This is a genomic window from Ruegeria sp. ANG-R (genome assembly GCF_000813985.1).
Taxonomy (GTDB): Bacteria; Pseudomonadota; Alphaproteobacteria; order Rhodobacterales; family Rhodobacteraceae; genus Ruegeria.
The window spans coordinates 33,511-55,519 of sequence record NZ_JWLJ01000014.1 but is presented as its reverse complement, the minus strand read 5'-3'; the positions used below and the strand labels follow the sequence as shown (position 1 = coordinate 55,519).

Annotated in this window: 20 protein-coding genes; 13 read left to right on the top strand and 7 right to left on the bottom strand. The window is 57.7% G+C overall.

Annotated elements, in window-relative coordinates:
* Window positions 1–28 precede the first annotated feature (28 nt).
* The 6 genes from oppB (at window position 29) to RA27_RS21700 (ending at window position 7,628) form a co-directional block, all read left to right on the top strand.
* Window positions 29–952 (top strand): oligopeptide ABC transporter permease OppB, encoded by a 924-nt coding sequence (gene oppB, locus RA27_RS21725; protein ID WP_039543927.1) that lies wholly within the window; start codon window positions 29–31, stop codon window positions 950–952.
* 10 nt (window positions 953–962) lie between these two features.
* Entirely contained in the window at window positions 963–1,892 is a 930-nt protein-coding gene (locus tag RA27_RS21720; RefSeq protein ID WP_039543925.1) for an ABC transporter permease subunit, read from the top strand.
* Between the two features lies 1 nt (window position 1,893).
* Window positions 1,894–3,699, top strand: a complete 1,806-nt coding sequence (locus RA27_RS21715) for an ABC transporter ATP-binding protein (RefSeq protein ID WP_039543923.1) — start codon at window positions 1,894–1,896, stop codon at window positions 3,697–3,699.
* A 252-nt stretch (window positions 3,700–3,951) separates the two neighbouring features.
* Window positions 3,952–4,845, top strand: a complete 894-nt coding sequence (galU, locus tag RA27_RS21710) for a UTP--glucose-1-phosphate uridylyltransferase GalU (protein ID WP_039543920.1) — start codon at window positions 3,952–3,954, stop codon at window positions 4,843–4,845.
* A gap of 71 nt (window positions 4,846–4,916) precedes the next feature.
* On the top strand, window positions 4,917–6,353 hold the full coding sequence (locus RA27_RS21705) for a mannose-1-phosphate guanylyltransferase/mannose-6-phosphate isomerase (RefSeq protein WP_039543917.1): 1,437 nt from the start codon (window positions 4,917–4,919) through the stop codon (window positions 6,351–6,353).
* A gap of 192 nt (window positions 6,354–6,545) precedes the next feature.
* The gene (locus RA27_RS21700; protein ID WP_241484129.1) at window positions 6,546–7,628 is read left to right on the top strand and encodes a DUF2793 domain-containing protein; all 1,083 of its coding nucleotides are present in this window, start codon (window positions 6,546–6,548) and stop codon (window positions 7,626–7,628) included.
* A gap of 33 nt (window positions 7,629–7,661) precedes the next feature.
* Here RA27_RS21700 and RA27_RS21695 read toward each other — a convergent pair whose 3' ends face one another.
* The 5 genes from RA27_RS21695 to RA27_RS21675 form a co-directional block, all read right to left on the bottom strand.
* Entirely contained in the window at window positions 7,662–8,648 is a 987-nt protein-coding gene (locus tag RA27_RS21695) for a GDP-L-fucose synthase (RefSeq protein ID WP_039543913.1), read from the bottom strand.
* A 1-nt stretch (window position 8,649) separates the two neighbouring features.
* Window positions 8,650–9,774 carry a GDP-mannose 4,6-dehydratase gene (gene gmd / locus RA27_RS21690; protein ID WP_039543911.1) on the bottom strand — a complete coding sequence of 375 codons (1,125 nt, stop codon included), beginning with the start codon at window positions 9,772–9,774 and terminating at the stop codon, window positions 8,650–8,652.
* 92 nt (window positions 9,775–9,866) lie between these two features.
* Window positions 9,867–10,946 carry a helix-turn-helix domain-containing protein gene (locus tag RA27_RS21685; protein WP_039543909.1) on the bottom strand — a complete coding sequence of 360 codons (1,080 nt, stop codon included), beginning with the start codon at window positions 10,944–10,946 and terminating at the stop codon, window positions 9,867–9,869.
* Window positions 10,947–11,005: 59 nt separating this feature from the next.
* Complete coding sequence (locus tag RA27_RS21680) at window positions 11,006–11,743, bottom strand: hypothetical protein (RefSeq protein ID WP_039543906.1); 738 nt, start codon at window positions 11,741–11,743, stop codon at window positions 11,006–11,008.
* Complete coding sequence (locus RA27_RS21675) at window positions 11,740–12,264, bottom strand: RNA polymerase sigma factor (RefSeq protein WP_082025228.1); 525 nt, start codon at window positions 12,262–12,264, stop codon at window positions 11,740–11,742. The genes RA27_RS21680 and RA27_RS21675 overlap by 4 nt, the downstream gene beginning before the upstream one ends.
* A 98-nt stretch (window positions 12,265–12,362) precedes the next feature.
* Between RA27_RS21675 and RA27_RS21670 the strand changes: the two genes are divergently transcribed.
* Entirely contained in the window at window positions 12,363–12,944 is a 582-nt protein-coding gene (locus RA27_RS21670; RefSeq protein ID WP_052265436.1) for a YceI family protein, read from the top strand.
* Between the two features lie 49 nt (window positions 12,945–12,993).
* Here RA27_RS21670 and ugpC read toward each other — a convergent pair whose 3' ends face one another.
* The gene (ugpC, locus tag RA27_RS21665; RefSeq protein ID WP_039543904.1) at window positions 12,994–14,052 is read right to left on the bottom strand and encodes a sn-glycerol-3-phosphate ABC transporter ATP-binding protein UgpC; all 1,059 of its coding nucleotides are present in this window, start codon (window positions 14,050–14,052) and stop codon (window positions 12,994–12,996) included.
* Entirely contained in the window at window positions 14,049–14,843 is a 795-nt protein-coding gene (locus RA27_RS21660; protein WP_039543901.1) for an IclR family transcriptional regulator, read from the bottom strand. Before RA27_RS21660 ends, ugpC begins: the two co-directional genes overlap by 4 nt.
* A 140-nt stretch (window positions 14,844–14,983) precedes the next feature.
* Between RA27_RS21660 and RA27_RS21655 the strand changes: the two genes are divergently transcribed.
* The 6 genes from RA27_RS21655 (at window position 14,984) to RA27_RS21630 (ending at window position 22,006) form a co-directional block, all read left to right on the top strand.
* Window positions 14,984–16,243: an ABC transporter substrate-binding protein gene (locus RA27_RS21655; protein WP_039543899.1), complete on the top strand. Its 1,260-nt coding sequence runs from the start codon at window positions 14,984–14,986 to the stop codon at window positions 16,241–16,243.
* A 90-nt stretch (window positions 16,244–16,333) separates the two neighbouring features.
* Window positions 16,334–17,260, top strand: coding sequence for a sugar ABC transporter permease (locus tag RA27_RS21650; protein ID WP_039543896.1), 927 nt, complete (start codon window positions 16,334–16,336; stop codon window positions 17,258–17,260).
* Between the two features lies 1 nt (window position 17,261).
* Window positions 17,262–18,110, top strand: coding sequence for a carbohydrate ABC transporter permease (locus RA27_RS21645; protein WP_039543893.1), 849 nt, complete (start codon window positions 17,262–17,264; stop codon window positions 18,108–18,110).
* A 22-nt stretch (window positions 18,111–18,132) separates the two neighbouring features.
* Complete coding sequence (locus RA27_RS21640; RefSeq protein ID WP_039543890.1) at window positions 18,133–19,473, top strand: alpha-glucosidase/alpha-galactosidase; 1,341 nt, start codon at window positions 18,133–18,135, stop codon at window positions 19,471–19,473.
* 56 nt (window positions 19,474–19,529) lie between these two features.
* Window positions 19,530–21,239 (top strand): IlvD/Edd family dehydratase, encoded by a 1,710-nt coding sequence (locus RA27_RS21635; RefSeq protein WP_039544000.1) that lies wholly within the window; start codon window positions 19,530–19,532, stop codon window positions 21,237–21,239.
* A complete protein-coding gene (locus tag RA27_RS21630; RefSeq protein ID WP_039543886.1) occupies window positions 21,239–22,006 on the top strand; it encodes an SDR family oxidoreductase in 768 nt (255 codons plus the stop codon). The genes RA27_RS21635 and RA27_RS21630 overlap by 1 nt, the downstream gene beginning before the upstream one ends.
* Window positions 22,007–22,009: the final 3 nt, after the last annotated feature.

The following is a 22,009-nucleotide window of genomic DNA, read 5'->3' as shown; positions in this document are numbered from 1 at the left end:
GCAGGGCCAATAAACACGGGGGCATGAAATGCTTGCCTATAGCCTGAGGCGACTGCTGGTCGCCATTCCGACGATCCTGCTGCTGATCGTTGCCTGTTTCTTCCTGATGCACTTTGCGCCCGGTGGGCCATTCACCTCAGAGCGGCCTTTGCCGCCGCAGGTTCTGGCCAATATCGAGGCACGGTACGGGCTGGACCAACCGCTGTGGAAGCAGCTTTGGGACTATCTGTACAATATCGTCGTGCATTTCGATTTCGGTCCATCCTTCAAGTTCAAGGACCGGGACGTCAATGACATCATCGCACAGGGCTTCCCGATCTCGCTGACCTACGGTTCGCTGTCGTTTCTGGTTGCGACCGCTGTGGGTGTAAGCCTCGGTATCGCGGCTGCGATCAAACACAATAGCTGGATTGACTATTTCGCCGTTGGTCTGGGGATCGCAGCGCAAGCATTGCCGAACTTCATCATGGGCCCGATCCTGATCCTGACCTTCACTCTCTGGCTGGGTTGGCTGCCGGGCGGTGGCTGGAACGGAGGCCAATGGCAGTACCTGATCATGCCGGTGATTGCGCTCGCGACCTCTTATATGGGTTCGATCGCCCGGATCACACGTTCGTCCATGCTGGAAGTTCTGAACTCGAACTTCATTCGCACCGCAAGGGCCAAGGGCCTGCCCACCAGAACCGTGATCTGGCGCCATGCGCTGAAGCCCACGCTGCTGCCGGTGGTGTCTTACCTGGGGCCGGTCTTCGTCTACGTGCTGACCGGTTCGGTCTTTGTCGACATCTATTTCTCAACCGGTGGTCTGGGTCAGGCCTATGTGGGGTCTGCCCTGTCACGAGACTACGCGGTGCTGCTGGGCGTCACGATCCTTTATGGCGCGCTGACCGTCGTCGTGAACCTTCTGACCGACCTGGCTTATGCCTGGTTCGATCCGAAAATCCGTTATTGAGGGGCAGGCAATGCTTGGAAAATCACAAAAAGCCGCCCATCTGGCCGAGGAAATCACAGATTACACGGTTATTCAGGGGCGCTCACTCTGGCAGGACGCGCGGATGCGTTTTGTTCGTAACAAGGCCGCGATGGCCAGTATCTTCATATTGGGCCTGATCGTGCTGTTCACGATTATTGGTCCATACTTCGCAGTCTGGAACAATGAAGAGATTGACTGGAACGTCATGGGCGACGTGCGTGGAATGGGGATGCCCTCGATCGAGACCGGGCACTATTTCGGCGTCGACGATCTGGGGCGCGATCTCTACAGCCGGGTCATTCAGGCCACCACCACATCGCTGCTGGTCGGTCTGATCGGGGCCGCGACTGCGCTGATCGTCGGCACCTGCTACGGCATCACGGCGGGTTATATCGGCGGGCGGACCGACAGTGCAATGATGCGCTTTGTTGATATCCTGCTGGCAATCCCTGCAACGCTGATCATCATCCTTCTGCTCGTCGTGGCCGGGCGGTCGTTTTTCATGCTGTTCATCGCTCTGGGCGCAGTCGGGTGGCTGACGATGGCGCGGATTGTGCGGGGTCAGACCCTGACCCTGAAAAACCGCGAGTTCATCGAGGCGGCCCGCGCCGCAGGTGTCAGCGAGTTCACCATCATGTACCGCCACATCCTGCCCAACCTGCTGGGCGTTGTGATCGTATATGCCTCGCTGCTGGTGCCTGAAATGATCCTGACCGAAAGCTTCATTTCATTCCTGGGTCTCGGGATATCGGAGCCTTATACATCTTTGGGCCGCCTGATCGCCGAGGGGGCGGGGACCATGGCGTATGGCACGCTCTGGCAACTGATGTTCCCACTTACAATCTACGTCGCCATCATCATCACCATGTTCTTCATCGGTGACGGGCTGCGTGACGCTCTGGACCCGAAGGATCGCTGATATGAGCCTGTTTTCCGTAAAGGACCTGAGCGTCCGGTTTGACACCCCCGATGGCGTGGTCGAGGCCGTAAAAGGCATCAGCTTCGACATCAGTCCCGGCGAATGCCTTGGTATCGTTGGCGAAAGTGGATCGGGCAAGAGCCAAACGTTCATGGCGGCGATGGGGTTGCTGCCCCCGGCAGGCCGCGCGACCGGATCTGCAATGCTGAACGGTCAGGAAATCCTGAATCTGCCGGTAGGACAACTGAACAGAATACGCGGTTCAGATGTCGGTATGATCTTTCAGGACCCATTGACCGCGCTAACCCCCCATCTGCGGGTCGGCCAGCAAATGCGCGAGGTGCTGCAGGTTCATGAGGGTCTGCAAGGGTCCGCCGCACGCCAGCGATGCCTGGACTGGCTTAACCGTGTGCGCATCCCCGAAGCGGCCCGACGTCTGGATCAGTATCCGCACGAGCTGTCCGGCGGTATGCGCCAGCGTGTCATGATCGCCATGTCGATGTTGTGTAACCCCAAATTGCTGATCGCGGATGAGCCCACGACAGCGCTGGATGTCACGGTACAGGCCGACATACTGGACCTGATGGTGAGATTGCAAAAGGACGAAGGCACCGCAATTGCTCTGATCACCCACGATATGGGGGTTGTCGCCCGCATGTGCGACAGAATTCAGGTCATGCGTATGGGCAAGTTCGTCGAAGCGGGGGACACACGCGAAATCTTCCGCGCGCCGGAGCATGACTATACCCGTACATTGCTGGAGGCGATGCCGCGCATTGATGCAGGCGATGCGCCCAAAGCATTGCCGCCGACAGAAGAGCCCTTGCTGAAGGTCGACGACGTCAAGGTTCATTTCCCGATCCATGTCTCGGGCGGGCTGTTCGGTCACAAGGTTCCGTTGAAGGCAGTTGATGGCGTCAGTTTCGACATCCGAAAGGGTGAAACCCTGGGTGTTGTCGGCGAATCCGGCTGTGGCAAGTCCACCCTGGCCAGAGCGGTTCTGCAATTGATCGAGCCCAGCTACGGAAATGTCAGCTGGCTGGGTCATCCGATCGTCGGGTTAAAGCGAGCCGAGTTGAACAAATACCGCAAGGATCTGCAGATCGTGTTTCAGGACCCGCTGGCTAGCCTTGATCCACGGATGACGATCTCGGCCTCAATCGCGGAACCGCTGAAAACCTATCGTCCGGACCTGACCGACCGGGAGCGCAAGAAGCTGGTCGCCGAGATGATGGAGCGGGTTGGCCTCAAGGCCAATATGATCAACCGGTATCCGCACGAACTGTCCGGAGGGCAGAACCAGCGTGTGGGAATCGCACGTGCCATGATCAACAAGCCAAAATTGATCATCTGCGATGAAGCCGTTTCAGCGCTCGACGTGTCCATTCAAGCTCAGATCGTTGGATTGTTGCGCGAATTGCAACAAGAGTTCGGCCTGTCGATGATCTTCATCAGCCACGATTTGTCGGTGGTGCGTGCGGTGTCAAACAGGATCATGGTATTGTACCTGGGCCGCATCGTCGAACTGGGAGATGGTGAAGTGATCTGTTCCGAACCGATACACCCATACACCAAGTCACTGATCTCGGCAGTTCCGATCCCTGATCCCGATGTCGAGCGTAGCCGCCAAAGGCTTAAACTACCGGGAGAATTGCCCTCGCCCATGGACCCGAAGGCTGCATTGCGCTTCCTGCCCAGCAGGTTGTCGATGGGAGAAACCAACTATATCCCGCAACTCAATGAGGTCGCGCCCGATCACTTCGTCGCCGAACACGATCCGCTTGAGGCGATTATGGCCAATACCTGAATCATCGCGCCCCGGAACCCACTGGTTTCAGGGGCGCGAACAAGACGACATAAAACGACTGACCGCTGGGATAACATGATACGGAACATGCTCTGCGATGTTTCGTTTTGACTCTGCCCGTTAGTTAATGGCAGATTCCAGAGAGCCCTCAGCAGACCTGCCGGGTGAGATTGATTGATACGAATTTAAGTCTTATGTGAGGACGCCGGTATCATCCGAAACACCGGCAATAAATGGAATTTATGAGGTAACATGGTACGCAAGGTCACCAAGGCGATTTTCCCCGTTGCGGGAATGGGTACGCGGTTTCTTCCGGCAACAAAATCGGTGCCAAAAGAGATCATGACTCTGGTCGACCGCCCGCTGGTTCAGTATGCGATCGACGAGGCACGCGCAGCCGGGATCACGGAATTCATCTTTGTGACATCGCGCGGAAAATCGGCACTTGAGGATTATTTCGATCACAATCTCGTGCTGGAACAAGACCTCAAATCCAAAGGCAAAGACGAACTGCTTGAGGTGCTAAACGCCACCAACATGGAAAGTGGCGCAATTGCCTATATCCGCCAGCACAAGGCTTTGGGGCTGGGACACGCTGTCTGGTGCGCGCGTCGGCTGATCGGAGATGAACCCTTTGCAGTGATGTTGCCCGATGATGTGATTTCTGCCGACAAGCCCTGCCTGCAACAGATGGTCGAAGCCTATGAGGAAACTGGCGGCAATATGGTTGCCGCGATGGAAGTCCCCAACGAAAAGACAAGTTCCTACGGAATTTTGGACACGGGTCAGAACGTCGGCACCGTTGTCCGGGCCAAGGGTATGGTGGAAAAACCCAAGCCCGAGGATGCACCGTCAAATCTCGCCGTAATCGGTCGCTATATTCTGGGTCCTTCGGTGTTGTACAATCTGAACCAGAAGAAGAAAGGCAGCGGCGGGGAAATCCAGCTGACCGATGCAATCGCCGAGGATATCGGAAACGGCGTACCTGTTTTTGGCTACAAGTTCGACGGTCAGCGGTTCGATTGCGGTTCGAAAGCCGGTTTCCTGCAGGCCACGGTATCCTTTGCACTGGCCCGCGAAGACCTGCGCGAAGACCTCAATCAGTACCTGCATGACATCGTTTCGTCAGACCGGGCCGCGCAATAGATAAAATTGCTTCACCTATTCGGCATTCATTGCGACAGTTCGGGTTCAAAGGCTAAGAAGGGGCAGGCATCATGAGCAAGGTCCATCCGGTAATCCTGTGCGGCGGGTCGGGCACGCGGCTTTGGCCCCTTTCGCGCAAAAGCTACCCCAAGCAGTTCGTGCCTCTGATTGGTGAGACCAGCCTGTTGCAACAATGCGCCGACCGGCTGCGAGGGCCGACTGATGCGCCCTATGCCAAGCCCCTGGTTCTGACCAACGAAGCTTTTCGTTTTGTGGTCCCGGAGCAATTGATGGCCATCGGTGTCGATCCCGGCCCAATCCTGATCGAACCAGAAGGGCGCAATACCGCTCCCGCCGTTCTGGCCGCCGCTCTGCATCTTTCGTCCACCGATCCCGACGCGATGATGCTGGTGGCCGCATCGGATCACGTCATTCCTGATACTCCAGCCTTTCATGCTGCGGTGGCCGAAGGCGTGCGCACCATTACCGAGCGAAGCGATCTGGTAACGTTCGGGATTACCCCCGACCGGCCCGAGACGGGTTATGGCTACCTCAAACTCCGTCAGGTTCCGGATGCGTCGGGGGCCTCTGTGCCGCTCGACCGGTTCGTTGAGAAGCCAGATCTGGACAGCGCCAAGGCAATGGTGTCCGAAGGCAGTTACCTTTGGAACTCCGGCATTTTCCTGTTTGCGGTAAACGATATCCTCGCGGCCTTTAAGCAATACGCATCGGATTTGATGGCACCCGTTCAGACAGCGGTTGAGCAGGCAAAGTCCGATCTGGGTTTTCTGCGGCTTGATCATGAAGCGTGGACATCGGTCGAGGACATCTCGATCGACTATGCGGTTATGGAAAAGGCCAATAACCTCAGCGTGGTCCCATATGCTGCGGGATGGTCGGACGTGGGCAGTTGGTCTGCAGTGCAGGAACTGAGCAACCCCGATGCCGACGGCGTTGCAACCGCCGGCGAAGTGACCGCCATTGATTGCCGCAATGTGCTGGTGCGCTCGGAATCGCCCGCGCAAGAAGTTGTGGCGATGGGGCTGGAGAACGTGATCACGGTGGCAATGCCTGACGCGGTTTTGGTAGCCAGCATGGATCGCGCGCAGGACGTCAAGCAGGCGGTCTTAGCCTTGAAAGCAAAAGGAGCGAAACAGGCGGAAGCCCTGCCTGTCGACCACCGTCCCTGGGGTTGGTTCGAAAGTCTCGTCATCGGAGATCGGTTTCAGGTTAAGCGTATTCACGTCCACCCCGGCGCTTCGCTTAGCCTGCAATCGCATCATCACCGGTCCGAGCATTGGATTGTTGTGGAAGGCACCGCTGAGGTGACAATTGATGACAAAGTCCAGCTCGTATCCGAGAACCAGTCCGTTTATGTCCCATTGGGCGCAGTGCACCGGATGGTAAACCCCGGTAAAGTTCCGATGGTTCTGATCGAGGTACAGACCGGGACCTATTTGGGCGAGGATGACATCATTCGCTACGAAGACATCTACGCGCGTGATTGAACCCGGCGTTCAGACCTTAATCTGAGTTCGCGAACTGACCAAGGATACAGGCACCTGCAAGGCAGGTGTCTTTCTTTTGTCGTGTTCAAATCTTAACAACTCGAAACCGGGGCGTTCGTTCCGGTCAGGCGAGATTCATACGCATCACGGCAGGGTGGCGCCCAATCATCGTCGGACCGACACCACAGGAGGATGCCCGTGCCACAGAACTCTCCCCGTTTGAATCTACCCTATCTGCAACCCGCGCAGGCCCAGAAACACGTAACCCACAACGACGCGTTGCGCGCGCTGGATCTTGTAGTGCAGCTGCGCGTTGCCTCGGTCGACGCGACACTCCCGCCTGCCGCGCCTGATCAGGGTGAAACGTATGCGCTTGGCGGAACCCCAACCGGGGCCTGGGCCGGTCAGGCCGGTAAACTGGCGGCATGGCTGGATAATGGTTGGTATTTCCTGATGCCCGGCCTGGGATGGCGGGCCTGGGATCAAAGCGCAGGCCAGTTGAAGGTCTGGGATGGGTCGAACTGGATTAATCCTCCGGTCAACATGCAAAACCTGTCGGGGGTGGGCATAGCGACCGGATCAGACAACACCAACCGTCTTTCAGTGCGCAGCCCGGCCACGTTGCTGACCCACGAAGGCAGCGGCCACCAGTTGAAGATCAACAAAGCTGGTGCCGGAGACACCGCATCGCTGTTGTTCCAGTCGAACTGGACCGGACATGCCGAGATGGGCCTGTCTGGCAATACCGATTTCTCAATCAAGGTCTCGCCGGATGGCGGAAACTGGGTCGAGGCTCTGCGATTCAATGCCACCACCGGCACCGCCCACGGCGCAGCTGTGCAAAACAGCGCGGATGACACCACCTCTGGTCGCCTGATGCGGGCGGATTATGGATACGGGCCGGGTAATTTGCTGGGCACGGTGTCTGAGAACAGCGGCGTACCTTCCGGAGCAGTGATCGAACGGGGCAGCACTGCAAATGGCGATTACACGCGGTTTGCTGACGGCACCCAGATTTGCACGGCAACTCTGGCGGCAGTGGGGTGCACGACGGCAACCGGCACGTTGTTCGCCAGCGACACTGCGGCATGGGCTTTCCCCATCGCTTTTGCGTCGGGCAGCACGCCGGTGCTTAGCGGGAACGGCGGCGGGATTGGCCGGTTTATGGGGTTTGACGCCCCCTCGGAAACTCAGGTGAGCTTTCAAGTGATGGCTGCCTCTTCTGACGCAGCAACACTTGCGCCAAAAGCTATCGCAATCGGCCGTTGGTTCTGACAAATCAGACCGCCCGGGCCACCGCCCGGGCGGTTACTTTCGGCGCAGACCAGCATCCGGCTGGTTCAGAAACCACTCATAAGTCTGGCGAATTCCGTCCTCGAGACCAATCCGGGCAGCCCAGCCCATTTCTGCCAGGCGAGATACATCCATCAGCTTTTGCATCGTGCCATCGGGTTTGTCGGGATCACAGGTGATCCTGCCTTTAAACCCGGTAATACGCGCAACGGTCGCTGCGAGCTCAGCGATTGAGACATCCGCACCCGTTCCCACGTTGATGTGGCTTAGCATCGGAAGTGTATTCGCCTGATAAACGTCGCGCGGCAGGTCCAGCACGAATAGAGACGCATCGGCCATATCGTCAACATGCAGGAACTCGCGGCGGGGCTTTCCCGTACCCCAGATCACGACCTCATCAATTCCGTCGCGCTGCGCAATATGAAAGCGGCGGATCAGGGCCGGCAGCACGTGGCTGTTTTCCGGGTGGAAGTTATCACCCGGACCATAAAGGTTGGTTGGCATCACGGATCGATAATCGACTCCGTGTTGCCGATTATAACTCTCACACAGCTTGATCCCGGCGATCTTGGCGATGGCATAAGGCTCATTCGTCGGCTCCAGCGGACCGGTCAGTAGCGCGTCTTCGCGCATGGGTTGATCGGTCTCACGAGGGTATATGCAGGAGCTGCCAAGTTGCAGCAGTCGTTTTACCCCGGTTGAGAATGCCTGATGGATCACGTTGCATTCGATCATCAGGTTTTCATAGATAAAATCCGCCGGGTAGGTGTTGTTCGCATGAATACCGCCAACGCGGGCCGCTGCCAGGATCACGACATCGGGCCGCTCCGAACGCATGAACGCATGAACCTGTGCCTGATCGGTCAAGTCCAATTCGGCCCTTGTACGAGTGACCAGCTCAATGTCCTCGCCCGCCTGTTGGCGTTGCTGCAATTTCCTCAGGATCGCACCGCCGACCATGCCGCCATGACCCGCCACATAGACTTTGCGCTTCTTAGTCATTTCAGCCATTTTCCCGGGTGACTGGTGCACCGAGACCATGCTCTTTGAGCAGCGCGTTGCGCCGTGCTATTTCCAGATCTTCGGCAATCATTTCAGCACATAGATCCTGCACGGATATTTCAGGTTCCCATCCAAGCTTTTGCTTGGCCTTTGACGGGTCGCCCAACAGCGAGTCCACCTCAGCCGGACGGAAGTAACGGGGATTGATACGCATCACGACGTCACCGGCTTGCAACGCCGGCGCCTTGTCACCAATCACCTCTCGTACAATTGCAACCTCATCGACGCCCTCGCCTGAAAACTCCAGCACGAGGCCCAATTCAGAGGCAGACCATTCGATGAACTGGCGTACGGAGTACTGTTTGCCGGTGGCGATCACGAAATCTTCCGGCATGTCCTGCTGCAACATCAGCCATTGCATCTTCACGTAGTCCCGGGCGTGCCCCCAGTCACGCAGGCTGTCGATATTGCCCATGTGCAAACAATCATCCAATCCTTGCGCGATATTGGCGAGACCACGGGTGATCTTACGGGTTACAAATGTCTCGCCGCGCCGGGGACTTTCGTGATTGAACAGGATACCATTGCAGGCGTACATCCCATACGCCTCGCGATAGTTCACTGTAATCCAATAGGAATACAGCTTGGCCACCCCGTAGGGCGAACGCGGATGAAACGGCGTCGTCTCACGCTGCGGGGTTTCCTGCACCAAACCGTAAAGCTCTGATGTGGAGGCCTGATAGAATCGCGTCTTGTCTTCAAGTCCCAGAAACCGGATCGCTTCGAGCAGGCGCAGCGTGCCCAGACCATCCACATCCGCGGTATATTCGGGGGCTTCGAAACTCACCGCGACATGAGATTGCGCCCCAAGGTTATACACCTCGTCCGGCTGCACTTCCTGAACGATACGGGTCAGGTTCGAGGTATCGCTCAGATCGCCATAGTGCAGATGCAGTTTAGGGTCCGGTTCGTGCGGGTCCTGATAAATATGGTCGATCCGCTGTGTATTGAAAGATGATGCACGGCGTTTGATGCCGTGAACCTCATAGCCTTTGGCAAGCAACAGCTCGGCGAGGTAAGAGCCATCCTGACCCGTTATGCCGGTTATCAGTGCCGTTTTGCTCATGTTTGCGCCCCGATGTTCTATTTTGCCTGCTTACTCTTCCAGAAACAGCAAGACCCGACCGAATGCAAGCCGACGTGGCCCGTAGCGGGCCGTTACAGGGCCGCCGTCCAAACGCGATACCGACCCTGCCCTGTCACCTCTCGGATCAGCCCTCGGTCGCTGAACTTGTCCAAATTTCGCTGCACCGCCGCACGCGAGGCTTGGGTCAACTCTTCGGCCAGCGGGGCCGACACCATTGGCCACGCGGTGAGCGCATCAATCAGTACCGGCGGTGTTCGACCGCTCAGGTCCGAGACGGCCTCGCGGGCGCGTCGGTCCCACGCGCTGACCCGATCCAGATGCAACAGGGCCGCAAGCGAAGCCTGACCTGCCCCCATGATCCAGGCCGATAGCTTTTCATCCAAGGCACCCGCCCCCCGCAACGCACCAGGGCCCGACAATGAAAGCGGCATGAACAATGCCCCGCCCCGTCCCATCGTAGCGGCATGGCGGGCGGCTATGATGGCTGCCTCGGTGTCCTGACCGATGCCCTGAGACAATGCACGCCAAGCGTGAAACCCGATTGCGGCCTGAGTCACCGGATGCAAACCGGCCACATTGCGCATCACCTCAGCCAGATCGATCACGGCCTCGGGGGCATCCTCGATGCCCTGGGCCTGACGGTCGAGAAACACTGTCAGTCCGGCATCCCAGCCGCCCTCTGATGGCCCCGCACCCGACGATAGCCGCCGCACTGCCCAACCTGCCCGGTACAACGCTTGCACGTCATCACTGGTCGCCCCGATCCGCAACCCGGTCCAGAGTGCGAGGCGGTCGACACTGATCCGATCACCTGTCCACCAACCCAGATCCGATACCTCCATCAATGCCAGACGATGCCCCCACCCCCGAGGACCCGCGCGCAAGCGTTCGTCCAGGGCACCGAAGGTCACGGCAAGATCGGCGAGCTCGGCCGAAAGCTCGGACTGGGCCGCGCGCCAGTCCTTCGGATCGAACAGCAGGCGCCGGTCGGGTCGTGATACAGAAGGCAGAAATCCCTCGGGGTCTTCATCGTCAACAGGTGGGAGAAACCACAGATCTTCTTCTTCCGGCGGGTCAACGTCATAGATGCTGCGAGGCCCCTCTTCGGCGGCCTCTTCATCCGGGTCCGGTATGACAGGTTTCGGCTTCATGTCGGGTATACTTCGGACATTTGCCTCAGTTCACAAGAGGTTTTCCGATTTCCTGCGTATCAGCCGGTAAAGGCGTCGGTCAGAACACTCAGTTCGCCGCTCAGATCGGTCTGGCCATCGCTTCCCAGCAGCATATAGCCGTACCCATCGCGCGCCCATGTCGCTGTTGCAAGACCACTGAGAACCGCAAGATTAACATCCTTGGCAGGGGCATCCGGGCCCTGTCGGATCACGCAAAAGGCAAAGGGTTCGCCCTGCGCGTCAGCAAAGACGATCTGAACCAGCGGTTTGCCTTTGAACGACAGAACCTGTGCCCGCTTCAGATCAAGACCGGGTAGATTTTCCAATACCTCTCGGTTCAGAGACCGGCCCAGCTGCGCCTCGGCCAGTGCAAACTGCGCATCAAGCCTTTGCGGTGGATTGTCCAACTCGGCAATCGTGTCCGATGAATAAAGCGACTGATAGATCGCTGCCTGTTCAGCCCACCCCAAAGCCTTGGGCCGTGTCGCCCAGAAGGTTGCAGAAGCGGCGATGACGGCCACCGAAGCCGCAACCGCCAGCAAACGGAGAAGTCCGGCACCGGATTGCGGCGGGTTAGGCGCAGGCAGATCGATCGAAGGGGCCTCAGCCGGGACGGCTTCAAAAACCTGCTGCACTACCGGGGCAAATGGGTCCAGCGCCATCAGGCGGGATTCGAGCGCGGAGTCATCTGCGACCGCGTTTTCGACGGCCCGCGCCTCCGCCTCGTCCAGGCTTCCTTCCAGATAGGCCAGAAGTGTTTCGTCGGAAAACTTCATTTGCCACTCCGTCGAACGGTGTCAGCCGCATCGTGCTGCATTACGGTTTTCAGTTTCTGCCGGGCATTGGACAGCCGGCTCATGATCGTGCCGATGGGAACATCCAGCAAGACCGCAGCTTCGCGGTAGCTGTATCCTTCCACAAACACAAGCATCACCGTTTCACGCTGCGCCTCCGGCAGTTGCATCACTTGGGTAAACACCTGAGCAGCGAAAATATTCGTTTCCGAATCGGGCCCGGGTGCAACCAATTGCGCTTCGGGCGTGACCGAAAGCGCCTGCGCCTTGCGGACCGACCGCGCCCGTATCTCGTTCAGCCAGATCGAGCGGCAGATTGTCATCAGCCAGCTGTCCAGCCGCTCGTACGAAGTGACCTGATGGTGCTTCTCCAACGCACGCAAGGCGGTCGCCTGCAACAGGTCATCCGCAATATCCGACGCCCCCGACAGGGCCAGCCCAAACCGCCAGACCCGTTTCGAATGGGTCTGGATCGCGCCGCGCACGGCTTGTTCGGAACTCATCTCAACACTCATCGAATAAAACGCGACCTGTGTGTGTTTGCTTTGACATAAGACCATGCCCGCTTGGTCTGAACTGACATAGACTCTGGAGGAAAGAAATGAAACTTCTGTTCAAAGCAATCACGATTGCGTCGGCTTTTGTTGCAGGTCCTGTTCTGGCCGCAGGTTGGACATTGAACCCGGAGACCTCGCATCTGGCCTACGGCACGGTCAAGATCGACGATGTGGGCGAGGTCAATTCCTTCACCAATCTCTCGGGGCATGTCGGCGATGACGGCACCGTCGAGATCGATATCGATCTGTCCTCGGTCGAAACCAATATCGACATTCGCAACGAACGGATGATCGAGCATGTGTTTCGCAAGGCAGCAACCGCAACCCTGACCGCAAGCATAGATATGGCGCAGGTGTCCAAACTGCATGTTGGTGCGAATACTACGGTTGAAGTGGACGCCAAGCTGTCATTGGCCGGAACGGAAGTAGATTTTTATACCGATATGTTCGTCCTGCGCCTGTCGGACACGTCGGTCATGGTCTCAACCAACGATATGGTTTTCATCAGCGCCGAAGAGGCGGGCGTAACGGTCGGTGTGGATAAACTGATGGAATTGGCCGAACTGCCGGGCATCACCCGCACCGTTCCTGTCACCGCGCGTCTGATGTTCGATCTGGAAGGTTAAATCCGGCGGGCACCCCGACAACGCGATCGCGGTGCCCCGCCCCGGGGTCTCAGCGCAGGCGCAGTCCGGTTTCCGTGTCGAACAGCATCGCCCGCTCGGGTCGCACCGAGATTCCGATGCGTTCACCAGTGGTGCTGCGCTGATCCTCTCTCTCTTCGACTATCAGCTTGTCGCCATTCGGCGTCAGAAGATACGAATACGATACACCGCCAAGCGCTTCGGTCAGATCGACCGTACAGGCATCTCCGCTGCGATCTACCTGAATATGCTCGGGGCGAATGCCAAGCGTGATTTTCGACGTACCTTTGGGGACGCTTTCGGTCACCGGGATGGAGTCGGTCAGCGCCGGGTGGCGCACCACACCGTCCACGACCTCGCAATCCAGAAAGTTCATGGCAGGAGAGCCAATAAAGCCGGCCACGAATTTGTTGTCGGGATCACGATACAGGTCCATTGGCGCGCCCACCTGTTCGATCCGGCCATCGCGCAACACCACGATCTTATCGGCCATGGTCATCGCTTCGACCTGATCATGCGTGACGTAGATCATCGTGGCACCGATTTCCTGATGGAGCCGCGCAATCTCGACCCGCATCTCCACCCGAAGCTCGGCATCAAGGTTCGAGAGCGGCTCGTCGAACAGGAACACTTCGGGGCCACGCACGATGGCGCGCCCGATCGCGACGCGCTGACGCTGGCCGCCGGACAACGCTTTAGGTTTGCGTTTCAGATATTGATCGAGTTTCAGAATGTTCGATGCTTCCTGAACCTTCTGATCAATCTCAGCCCTGGCGACACCGTTCATCCGCAAGCCAAAGCCCATATTCTCCGCCACAGTCATGTGCGGGTAGAGTGCGTAGGTCTGGAACACCATCGCCACCCCTCGCTTTGCCGGGTCAACATGAGTGACATCTCGCGCGCCGATGTGGATTTCTCCGTCCGAAGTCTCTTCCAGTCCCGCAATCATCCGCAGCAGTGTGGACTTGCCGCAGCCTGATGGCCCAACGAACACACAAAACTCACCATCTTCGATTTGCAGATCGATCCCGTGAATGACCTGAGTCTGGCCATACCTCTTGATCGCGCCTTTCAGGGTTACACCTGTCATGTTGCTTGCATCCTATTCTGTTGGCCCTCAGGAAACCGCCATGCCTGTGCTTCTGTGCCGATCTGGTCAGCGACGCGCCGAACGCGAGGCACCCAGGATTGCAACTGCTCGAAATCCATCCGTCCGGTCGATCCAGTTACCGACAGCGCGCCCAACATGCGGCCCCCGGTGGTCAGAATCGGACATGCGATACAGATGATGCCGGGCTCATGCTCTTCATCATCGACCGCGTAACCCCGGCTGCGGATCAGTTCGATATCGGCCCGCAGCGCCTTTTCCGAAGTCAACGTCTTATCGGTAAACCGGTGAAAGCTTTGTTGTGAGATCGTTTTTTGCAGTTGCGCTTCATCCAGATAGGCCATCATCGCCTTTCCGACGCCGGTACAGTAGGCCGGGCCGACCTTGCCAGCCTCAGAATACATCTCAATCGGTCTTTGAGCATTGCGTTTGTCGACGTAAAGTACCTGCCCGGAATCAAGCTGTGCCAGATGCACAGTTTCCCCGGTCTCAGCACTGAGCGCATCCAGAAATGGCCGCGCAATCGGTGCCAGCGAGCTTTGGGTCCATGCCGAATGCGCCAACCGCACCAATCGCATTCCGGGCGAATAGGTTTGTCGGTCCGGTTCGTAATACAGCATACCCTGATTGGTCAGTGATTGCAGAAATCGGTACAGTGTCGCCTTGGGGTATTCACTGCTTTCCAGCAACTCTCCAAACCGCACCGGGCGCCCGAAGGCTGCGACCTGCTCCAGCACATCACATGCTTTTCCTATTGTTCCATCACCTGCCACGGGCGCAATTTCTCCTCCATTTCCCCCCGACCTCCGGCACGAGGGTCTTGACAAGACTAGCCGAGTCGATGTGTAGTTTTCAATATATAAAACAAAGTTTCAATATGTGGAACTCAAATGGAAGCTTAAGGGAGGAAACCATGCATTCCATGTTCAAGCGCACAGCGGCCGCGCTGGCCGCCAGTGTAGCACTTGCCGCGCCCGTTGCGGCTGAGCTGACCGGCGAGTTGCGAATCTTCCTCGATACATCCAACCCGGCACCGCGCGCGACGATGGAAGCGATGATCGAGCGGTTCGCGGCCGAGCATCCCGGCTTGGAGATCGAAACCACCGTGATCGACCGTGAGGCATACAAGACCCAGATCCGCAACTTCCTGACGGCGGACACGCCGGACGTAGCGACATGGTACGCGGCCAACCGCATGAAACCTTACGTCGAGGCCGGCCTGTTCGAAGACGTGTCGGACCTGTGGGCCGAGCCGGAAATTGCGGAAAACCTGGCCTCGACCAAGGGCGCCATGACCATTGATGGAAAGCAGTGGGGCGTACCGTATACCTACTATCAGTGGGGCGTCTATTATCGCAAAGACATCTTTGACGAGCTGGGCCTGACCGAGCCGACCACCTGGGAAGAGGAACTGGCCAACTGCCAGAAGATCGTCGATTCAGGCCGTGCCTGCTATACCATCGGCACCAAGTTTCTGTGGACCGCCGGTGGCTGGTTCGACTACCTGAACATGCGCACCAACGGGTTCGATTTCCATCAGCAACTGGCCAATGGCGAGGTGAGCTGGGAAGACGATCGAGTTAAACAAACCTTCGCGAACTGGAAGCAGCTGATCGACATGGGCGCATTCATCGATAACCACCAGACCTATAGCTGGCAGGAAGCGCTTCCGTTCATGGTGAAGGGCGATGCAACTGCCTATTTGATGGGGAACTTTGCTGTCGCACCTCTGCGCGAGGCGGGTCTGACCGATGACCAGTTGGACTTCTATCAGTTCGTCGCCATCAACCCCGATGTCGAACTGGCTGAAGATGCACCGACGGACACGTTCCACATCCCGGCCAACGCCTCGAACAAAGAGGCGGCGCGCGAATTCCTGCGCTTCGTGGCTTCGGCGAACGAGCAGACCGAGATCAACAACGGCGCAAATCTCGGTCAATTGCCGGTGAACGCGCAGTCCTCGGTAGATGACGACAAGTTCCTTCAGCAGGGTTTCACAATGCTGTCGTCCAACAGCCCCGGTGGCGTGGCCCAGTTCTGGGACCGCGATGCGCCTGCGGAGATGGCCAAGGTTTCGATGGAAGGTTTCCAGGAATTCATGGTCAAGCCGGATAATGTCGACCGTATTCTGGCCAAGCTGGAACGTGCGCGCCAGCGCATCTACGACAATTGACGAGGCACGGGCCGGGCTAAGGCCCGGCCTGTTTCGCCGTAAAATGTAGGGCGGGCTTCGGCCCGCCACACCTTCACCCGGGAAGCCGATATGACCGCAGTTGCCGACATCCAGGAACAAGAAAGCTGGTTCCACAGAAACCAACAGCGTATCGCGCCGTGGTTGTTTCTGGCCCCGGGCTTGTTGTTCTTTATGGTCTACGTGATCATCCCGGTCTTTCAGTCCTTCAACCTGTCCCTCTACGAATGGGACGGTCTTGGCGCTGCGGAATATGTGGGCTTTCGCAACTACGAGGACCTCTATTGGGAATGGGTCGACCGGGATGCGTTCTATATTTCCCTCAAAAACAACCTGATCTGGTTGTTGTTGTATCTCCTCTCTATCCCTGCGGGCCTGTTTATAGCTTTGTTCCTGAACCAGACCGTCCGGGGCATCCGCCTGTACAAATCCCTGTTCTTCTTCCCTTTCGTGATCTCGCAAGTGGTCGTGGGTCTTGTCTTCACATGGTTCTATGACCCGACCTTTGGCTTGTTGAATGAATTCCTCGGCTTCTTTGGCTTGGGCCCTTTGAATGTGCTGGGCGACGAGCGCTTTGTGACCTATGGCATCATCTTCGCGGGTCTCTGGCCGCAAACCGCATATTGCATGATCCTGTACCTCACCGGCCTGAACGCCGTAGACCCCGAACAGATCGAGGCTGGACGTCTGGACGGCGCAAAAGGCTGGCGGATGCTGTGGCACATCATCCTGCCGCAACTGCGACCCGCCACCTTCATCGCCTTTGTTGTGACTATCATCGGGGCGCTGCGCAGCTTTGACCTGATCTCAATCATGACCCAGGGAGGGCCTTTTGGTTCGTCCCGCGTGCTGGCCTATTATATGTTCGAGGTTGCGCTCTCCGAATACGGCTTCCGCATGGGATACGGCGCCGCGATCGCGGTGATCCTGTTCCTCATCATGCTCTGTTTCATCGCCTATTTCCTGTGGTCGATGTACCGCGAAGAGAAGGGGCACTGAGATGTTTCCCAAACCCATCGAAAAGCAACCTCGCGCGGCGCAGATTACCTATCAGGCCATGTTGCCCCTAGCATTGCTGCTCTGGCTCGGCCCGTTGCTGGCCGTCGCTCTGTTTTCGGTCAAGCCCGAGGCCGATTTTACCAATGCGAACTACTGGGGAATGCCCTCCAGTTTTGAGGGCGCTTTCAACTACGGACAGGTCTTTTTCAATTCGGACATGCCACGCTATTTACTGAACTCATTCCTGATCACTGTTCCAACCGTGATCGGAGCCGTGGCGCTCAGCTGCATGACCGGGTTCGCGCTTGGGATCTACAAGTTCAAATCAAACCTCTGGATCTTCTTCATGTTCGTCGCGGGCAACTTCGTGCCGTTCCAGATCCTGATGGTCCCCGTCCGCGACCTGACGCTTCAATTGGGTCTCTACAACACCAAAACCGGGCTCGTGCTGTTCCACATCGCCTTCCAGACCGGGTTCTGCACGCTGTTCATGCGCAACTTCATCCGCGCCCTGCCCTTTGAGTTGATCGAGGCCGCACGGGTTGAAGGTATCAGCGAATGGCGGATATTTTGGTATGTGGTCCTGCCACTCATGAAACCCGCCATCGCCGCGCTCAGCGTGTTGATCTTTACCTTCATCTGGAACGACTATTTCTGGGCGGTCGTGCTGACCCAAGGGGCCGAAAGCCAGCCAGTGACCGCCGGGATTACCAGCTTTAACGCGCAATTCCGCGCCGCCTATCAGTTGATGAGTGCTGGTTCCATTGTCGCGGCCCTGCCACCGGTTGCCATGTTCTTCCTGATGCAGAAACACTTCATCGCGGGCTTGACCCTCGGTGCTGTAAAATAACGTCAAACCAGAGGGTTACCTCATGACCAAGATCACCTTTGTAGGTGCGGGTTCCACGATCTTCATGCAGAATATCGTGGGCGACGCCCTGCTCACCCCAGCGCTTGCGGACAGTCATTTTGCATTGATGGATATTGATCCAGTGCGCTTGGCCGAAAGCGAAGCTGTGGCCAAGGCCATGATCCGATCAGTCGGCACGGGTGCGACCGTCTCAACCCACACTGATCGTCGCGCGGCGCTGGACGGCGCAGATTTCGTGATCACCGCCTTTCAGGTCGGCGGATACGAGCCCTGCACCGTGACGGATTTCGAAATCCCAAAGCAATATGGCCTGCGCCAAACCATCGCGGATACGCTGGGTGTAGGCGGTATCATGCGCGGCCTACGTACTGTGCCCGTTCTATGGGGTGTCGCGCAGGACATGATGCAGCTCTGTCCCAATGCGACGCTGCTGCAATATGTGAACCCGATGGCAATCAACACCTGGGCCTTGGCCGAGCGTTTCCCCGCACTAAAGCACGTTGGTCTGTGTCATTCTGTCCAGAACACGGTCGAGGAACTGGCGCATGATCTGAATCTGCCCAAGGCAGATATTCGCTACAAAGTTGCCGGTATCAATCACGTCGCATTCTTCCTTAAGCTCGAACATGAAGGCCGCGATATCTATCCCGCTCTGCGACAGGGCTATCACGCCGGGCACCTGCCCAAGCCTCCGCTTCTCATGCCTCGTTGTCCGAATAAAGTCCGGTACGAAGTGATGGATCATCTCGGTTACTTCTGCACCGAAAGTTCCGAGCATCTGGCAGAATACGTTCCCTGGTTCATCAAAGACGGGCGGCAGGACCTGATTGAGCAGTTCTCAATTCCGCTGGACGAATACCCCACCCGCTGCGTCGAGCAGGTCGCGAACTGGAAAGAACAGGCCAAAACCCTGACCGATGGCCGTGACATCGACGTGATCCGCAGCCATGAATTTGCCGCCGATCTGATGAACGCCATCGTCACCGACACACCCTACACAGCCTATGGCAATCTGCCCAATGCAGGCCAGATTCCGCAATTGCCTTTGGGCGCTGCGGTGGAAACCCCTTGCCTTGTGGACAGCAACGGCATCCAACCTTCGGTTGTCACCGATATCCCGCCCCAACTGATCGCGCTGATGCGCACACAGATCAATGTGCAGGAGCTGACTGTCCGAGCCCTGACAGAACAAAATCCCGAATATATCTATCACGCCGCCATGATGGACCCGCATACCGCAGCCGAGCTGGACCTGCGCCAAATCCGCAGTCTTGTCACCGATCTGCTTTCCGCCCACCGTGACTGGCTGCCCGAATGGTGCCGACCGGCGCGCGCCGCCTGATCTTCATCTTTTTAAAAATACTCAAATACGCTCCAGCCAAGAAAAGCACCGCCAAAATGACCAAGAAACGCCGTTCAGAACATTGGTATGGAAAACTCGACAAGGACGGGTTCATCCACCGGTCGTGGATGAAAAACCAGGGTTTTCCCGATCATGCTTTCGATGGGCGCCCCATCATCGGCATCTGCAATACATGGTCAGAACTGACGCCCTGTAACTCAGGCCTGCGTGATCTGGCCGAGGGCGTCAAACGCGGGGTTTGGGAGGCCGGGGGCTTTCCAGTCGAGTTCCCGGTCATGTCACTGGGCGAGACCCAGATGAAACCCACCGCCATGTTGTTCCGCAACCTTCTGGCCATGGATGTCGAAGAATCCATCCGCGCCTACGGCATTGACGGCGTTGTTCTGCTGGGCGGATGTGACAAAACCACGCCGGGGCAGTTGATGGGTGCAGCCTCGGTCGATCTGCCGTCGATCGTGGTCAGTTCCGGGCCGATGCTGAACGGTAAATACCGGGGTCAGGATATCGGCTCGGGGACCGATGTCTGGAAGTTTTCCGAAGCCGTTCGTGCCGGAGAGATGACGCTCCAGGATTTCATGAACGCGGAATCCGGCATGTCCCGCAGCGCGGGCGTCTGCATGACCATGGGAACCGCCAGCACCATGGCCTCGCTGGTCGAAGCGATGGGCATGTCTCTGCCCACCAACGCCGCCCTGCCCGCCGTTGATGCCCGCCGCATGGCGCTGGCGCATCTGACCGGCAAGCGGATTGTTGAGATGGTAGACGAAGACCTCAAACCCTCGGACATTCTGACCAAGGAAGCTTTTGAAAACGCCATCCTCGCCAATGCGGCCGTCGGAGGATCAACAAATGCGGTGGTTCATCTGCTTGCGCTTGCAGGGCGCGTAGGCGTCGATCTGACGCTGAAAGACTTTGAAATCGGGTCAGAAATCCCCCTGCTGGTCAATTGTATGCCCTCTGGCAAATACCTGATGGAGGATTTCTGTTACGCAGGCGGTGTGCCGGTGGTTCTGAACGAACTCAAGTCCTTCCTGCGTCCGGCCACAACCGTTCTGAACAAGGATATCTCGGCGCATTATGAAGGGGCTGAGTGTTTCAACACAGATGTCATTCACTCCTTCGACGATCCGGTGAAACCTGCTGCGGGTCTACGGGTTCTGCGCGGCAACCTTGCCCCGAACGGGGCCATCGTGAAGCCTTCGGCAGCAACAGACGCATTGCTGGAAACTGAGGCAGAAGCATATGTTTTCGACAGCATCGAGGACCTGAAAGCCAATATCGACCGCGACGACCTGCCTGTCACACCCGAGACCATTCTGGTCCTAAAGGGCTGCGGCCCCAAGGGCTATCCGGGGATGCCCGAGGTCGGGAACATGCCAATTCCAGCAAAGCTGGTGAAACAGGGCGTGCGCGACATGATCCGCATCTCGGACGCGCGCATGTCTGGCACCGCCTTCGGGACAGTTATCCTTCATGTCAGCCCCGAAGCTCAGGCAGGCGGCACTCTGGCTTTGGTGAAAACCGGCGACCGCATCCGAGTGTCCGCCAGCAAAGGTGAATTGGAGCTGTTGGTTGACGAAAAGGAACTGGACGCCCGCCGTGCCCTGTGGCAACCGGACGATCCGCATTATACGCGTGGGTATGCAAAACTCTATATCGACCACGTGCTGCAAGCCGATCGCGGCGCGGACCTCGATTTCCTTGTGGGCAAAGACACGCGCCTTGTGACGAGAGAGAGCCACTGATGACCCAACCTGCTATATTTCAGGATCTGCGCGGCGCGTCCGTCTATATTACCGGCGGCGGATCGGGCGTTGGCGCCGCGCTAACCGACGGCTTCATGGCCCAAGGTGCGCACGTGGCCTTCATCGGACGGTCGGATGCGAGTGCTTTTGTCGACGAAATGCGTGACAAGCATGGCCGCGCACCCTTGTTCTTGCAGGGCGACATGACAGACACCGAATTGTTGCACGCCACCATGGCCAAAGCCGCCGAAGCCCACGGCCCGTTGAACGTTCTTGTCAACAACGCGGCCAATGACAAGCGTCACTCGCTGGAAGAAACGACCTCTGACTTTTGGGACTGGATGATCGAGGTGAACCTCAAAGCCTATTACTTCGCCTGTCAGGAAGCCGCGCGCCAGATGAAGGACAATGGCGGGTCGATCATCAATTTCAGTTCGATCAGCTACATGATGGGAAACGCAGGCTATCCGATCTACACCAGCTCAAACGCGGCAATCACCGGTATGACACGCTCGTTGGCACGCGAGCTTGGACCTCAGAACATCCGCGTCAACGCGCTGGCCCCCGGATGGGTACTGACGCAGAAACAGCTGGACATGTGGGCGACGCCCGAAGATCTGGCCGCGCATATGGATCGCCAATGCCTGAAAGAGCATCTGACGCCCGAAGACATGATCGCGCCGACCCTGTTTCTGGCTTCGAGCGCGAGTCGCGCGATGACCGGACAGTGCATGGTCGTCGACGGCGGCGTTGTGGGTACCGGGTGACGC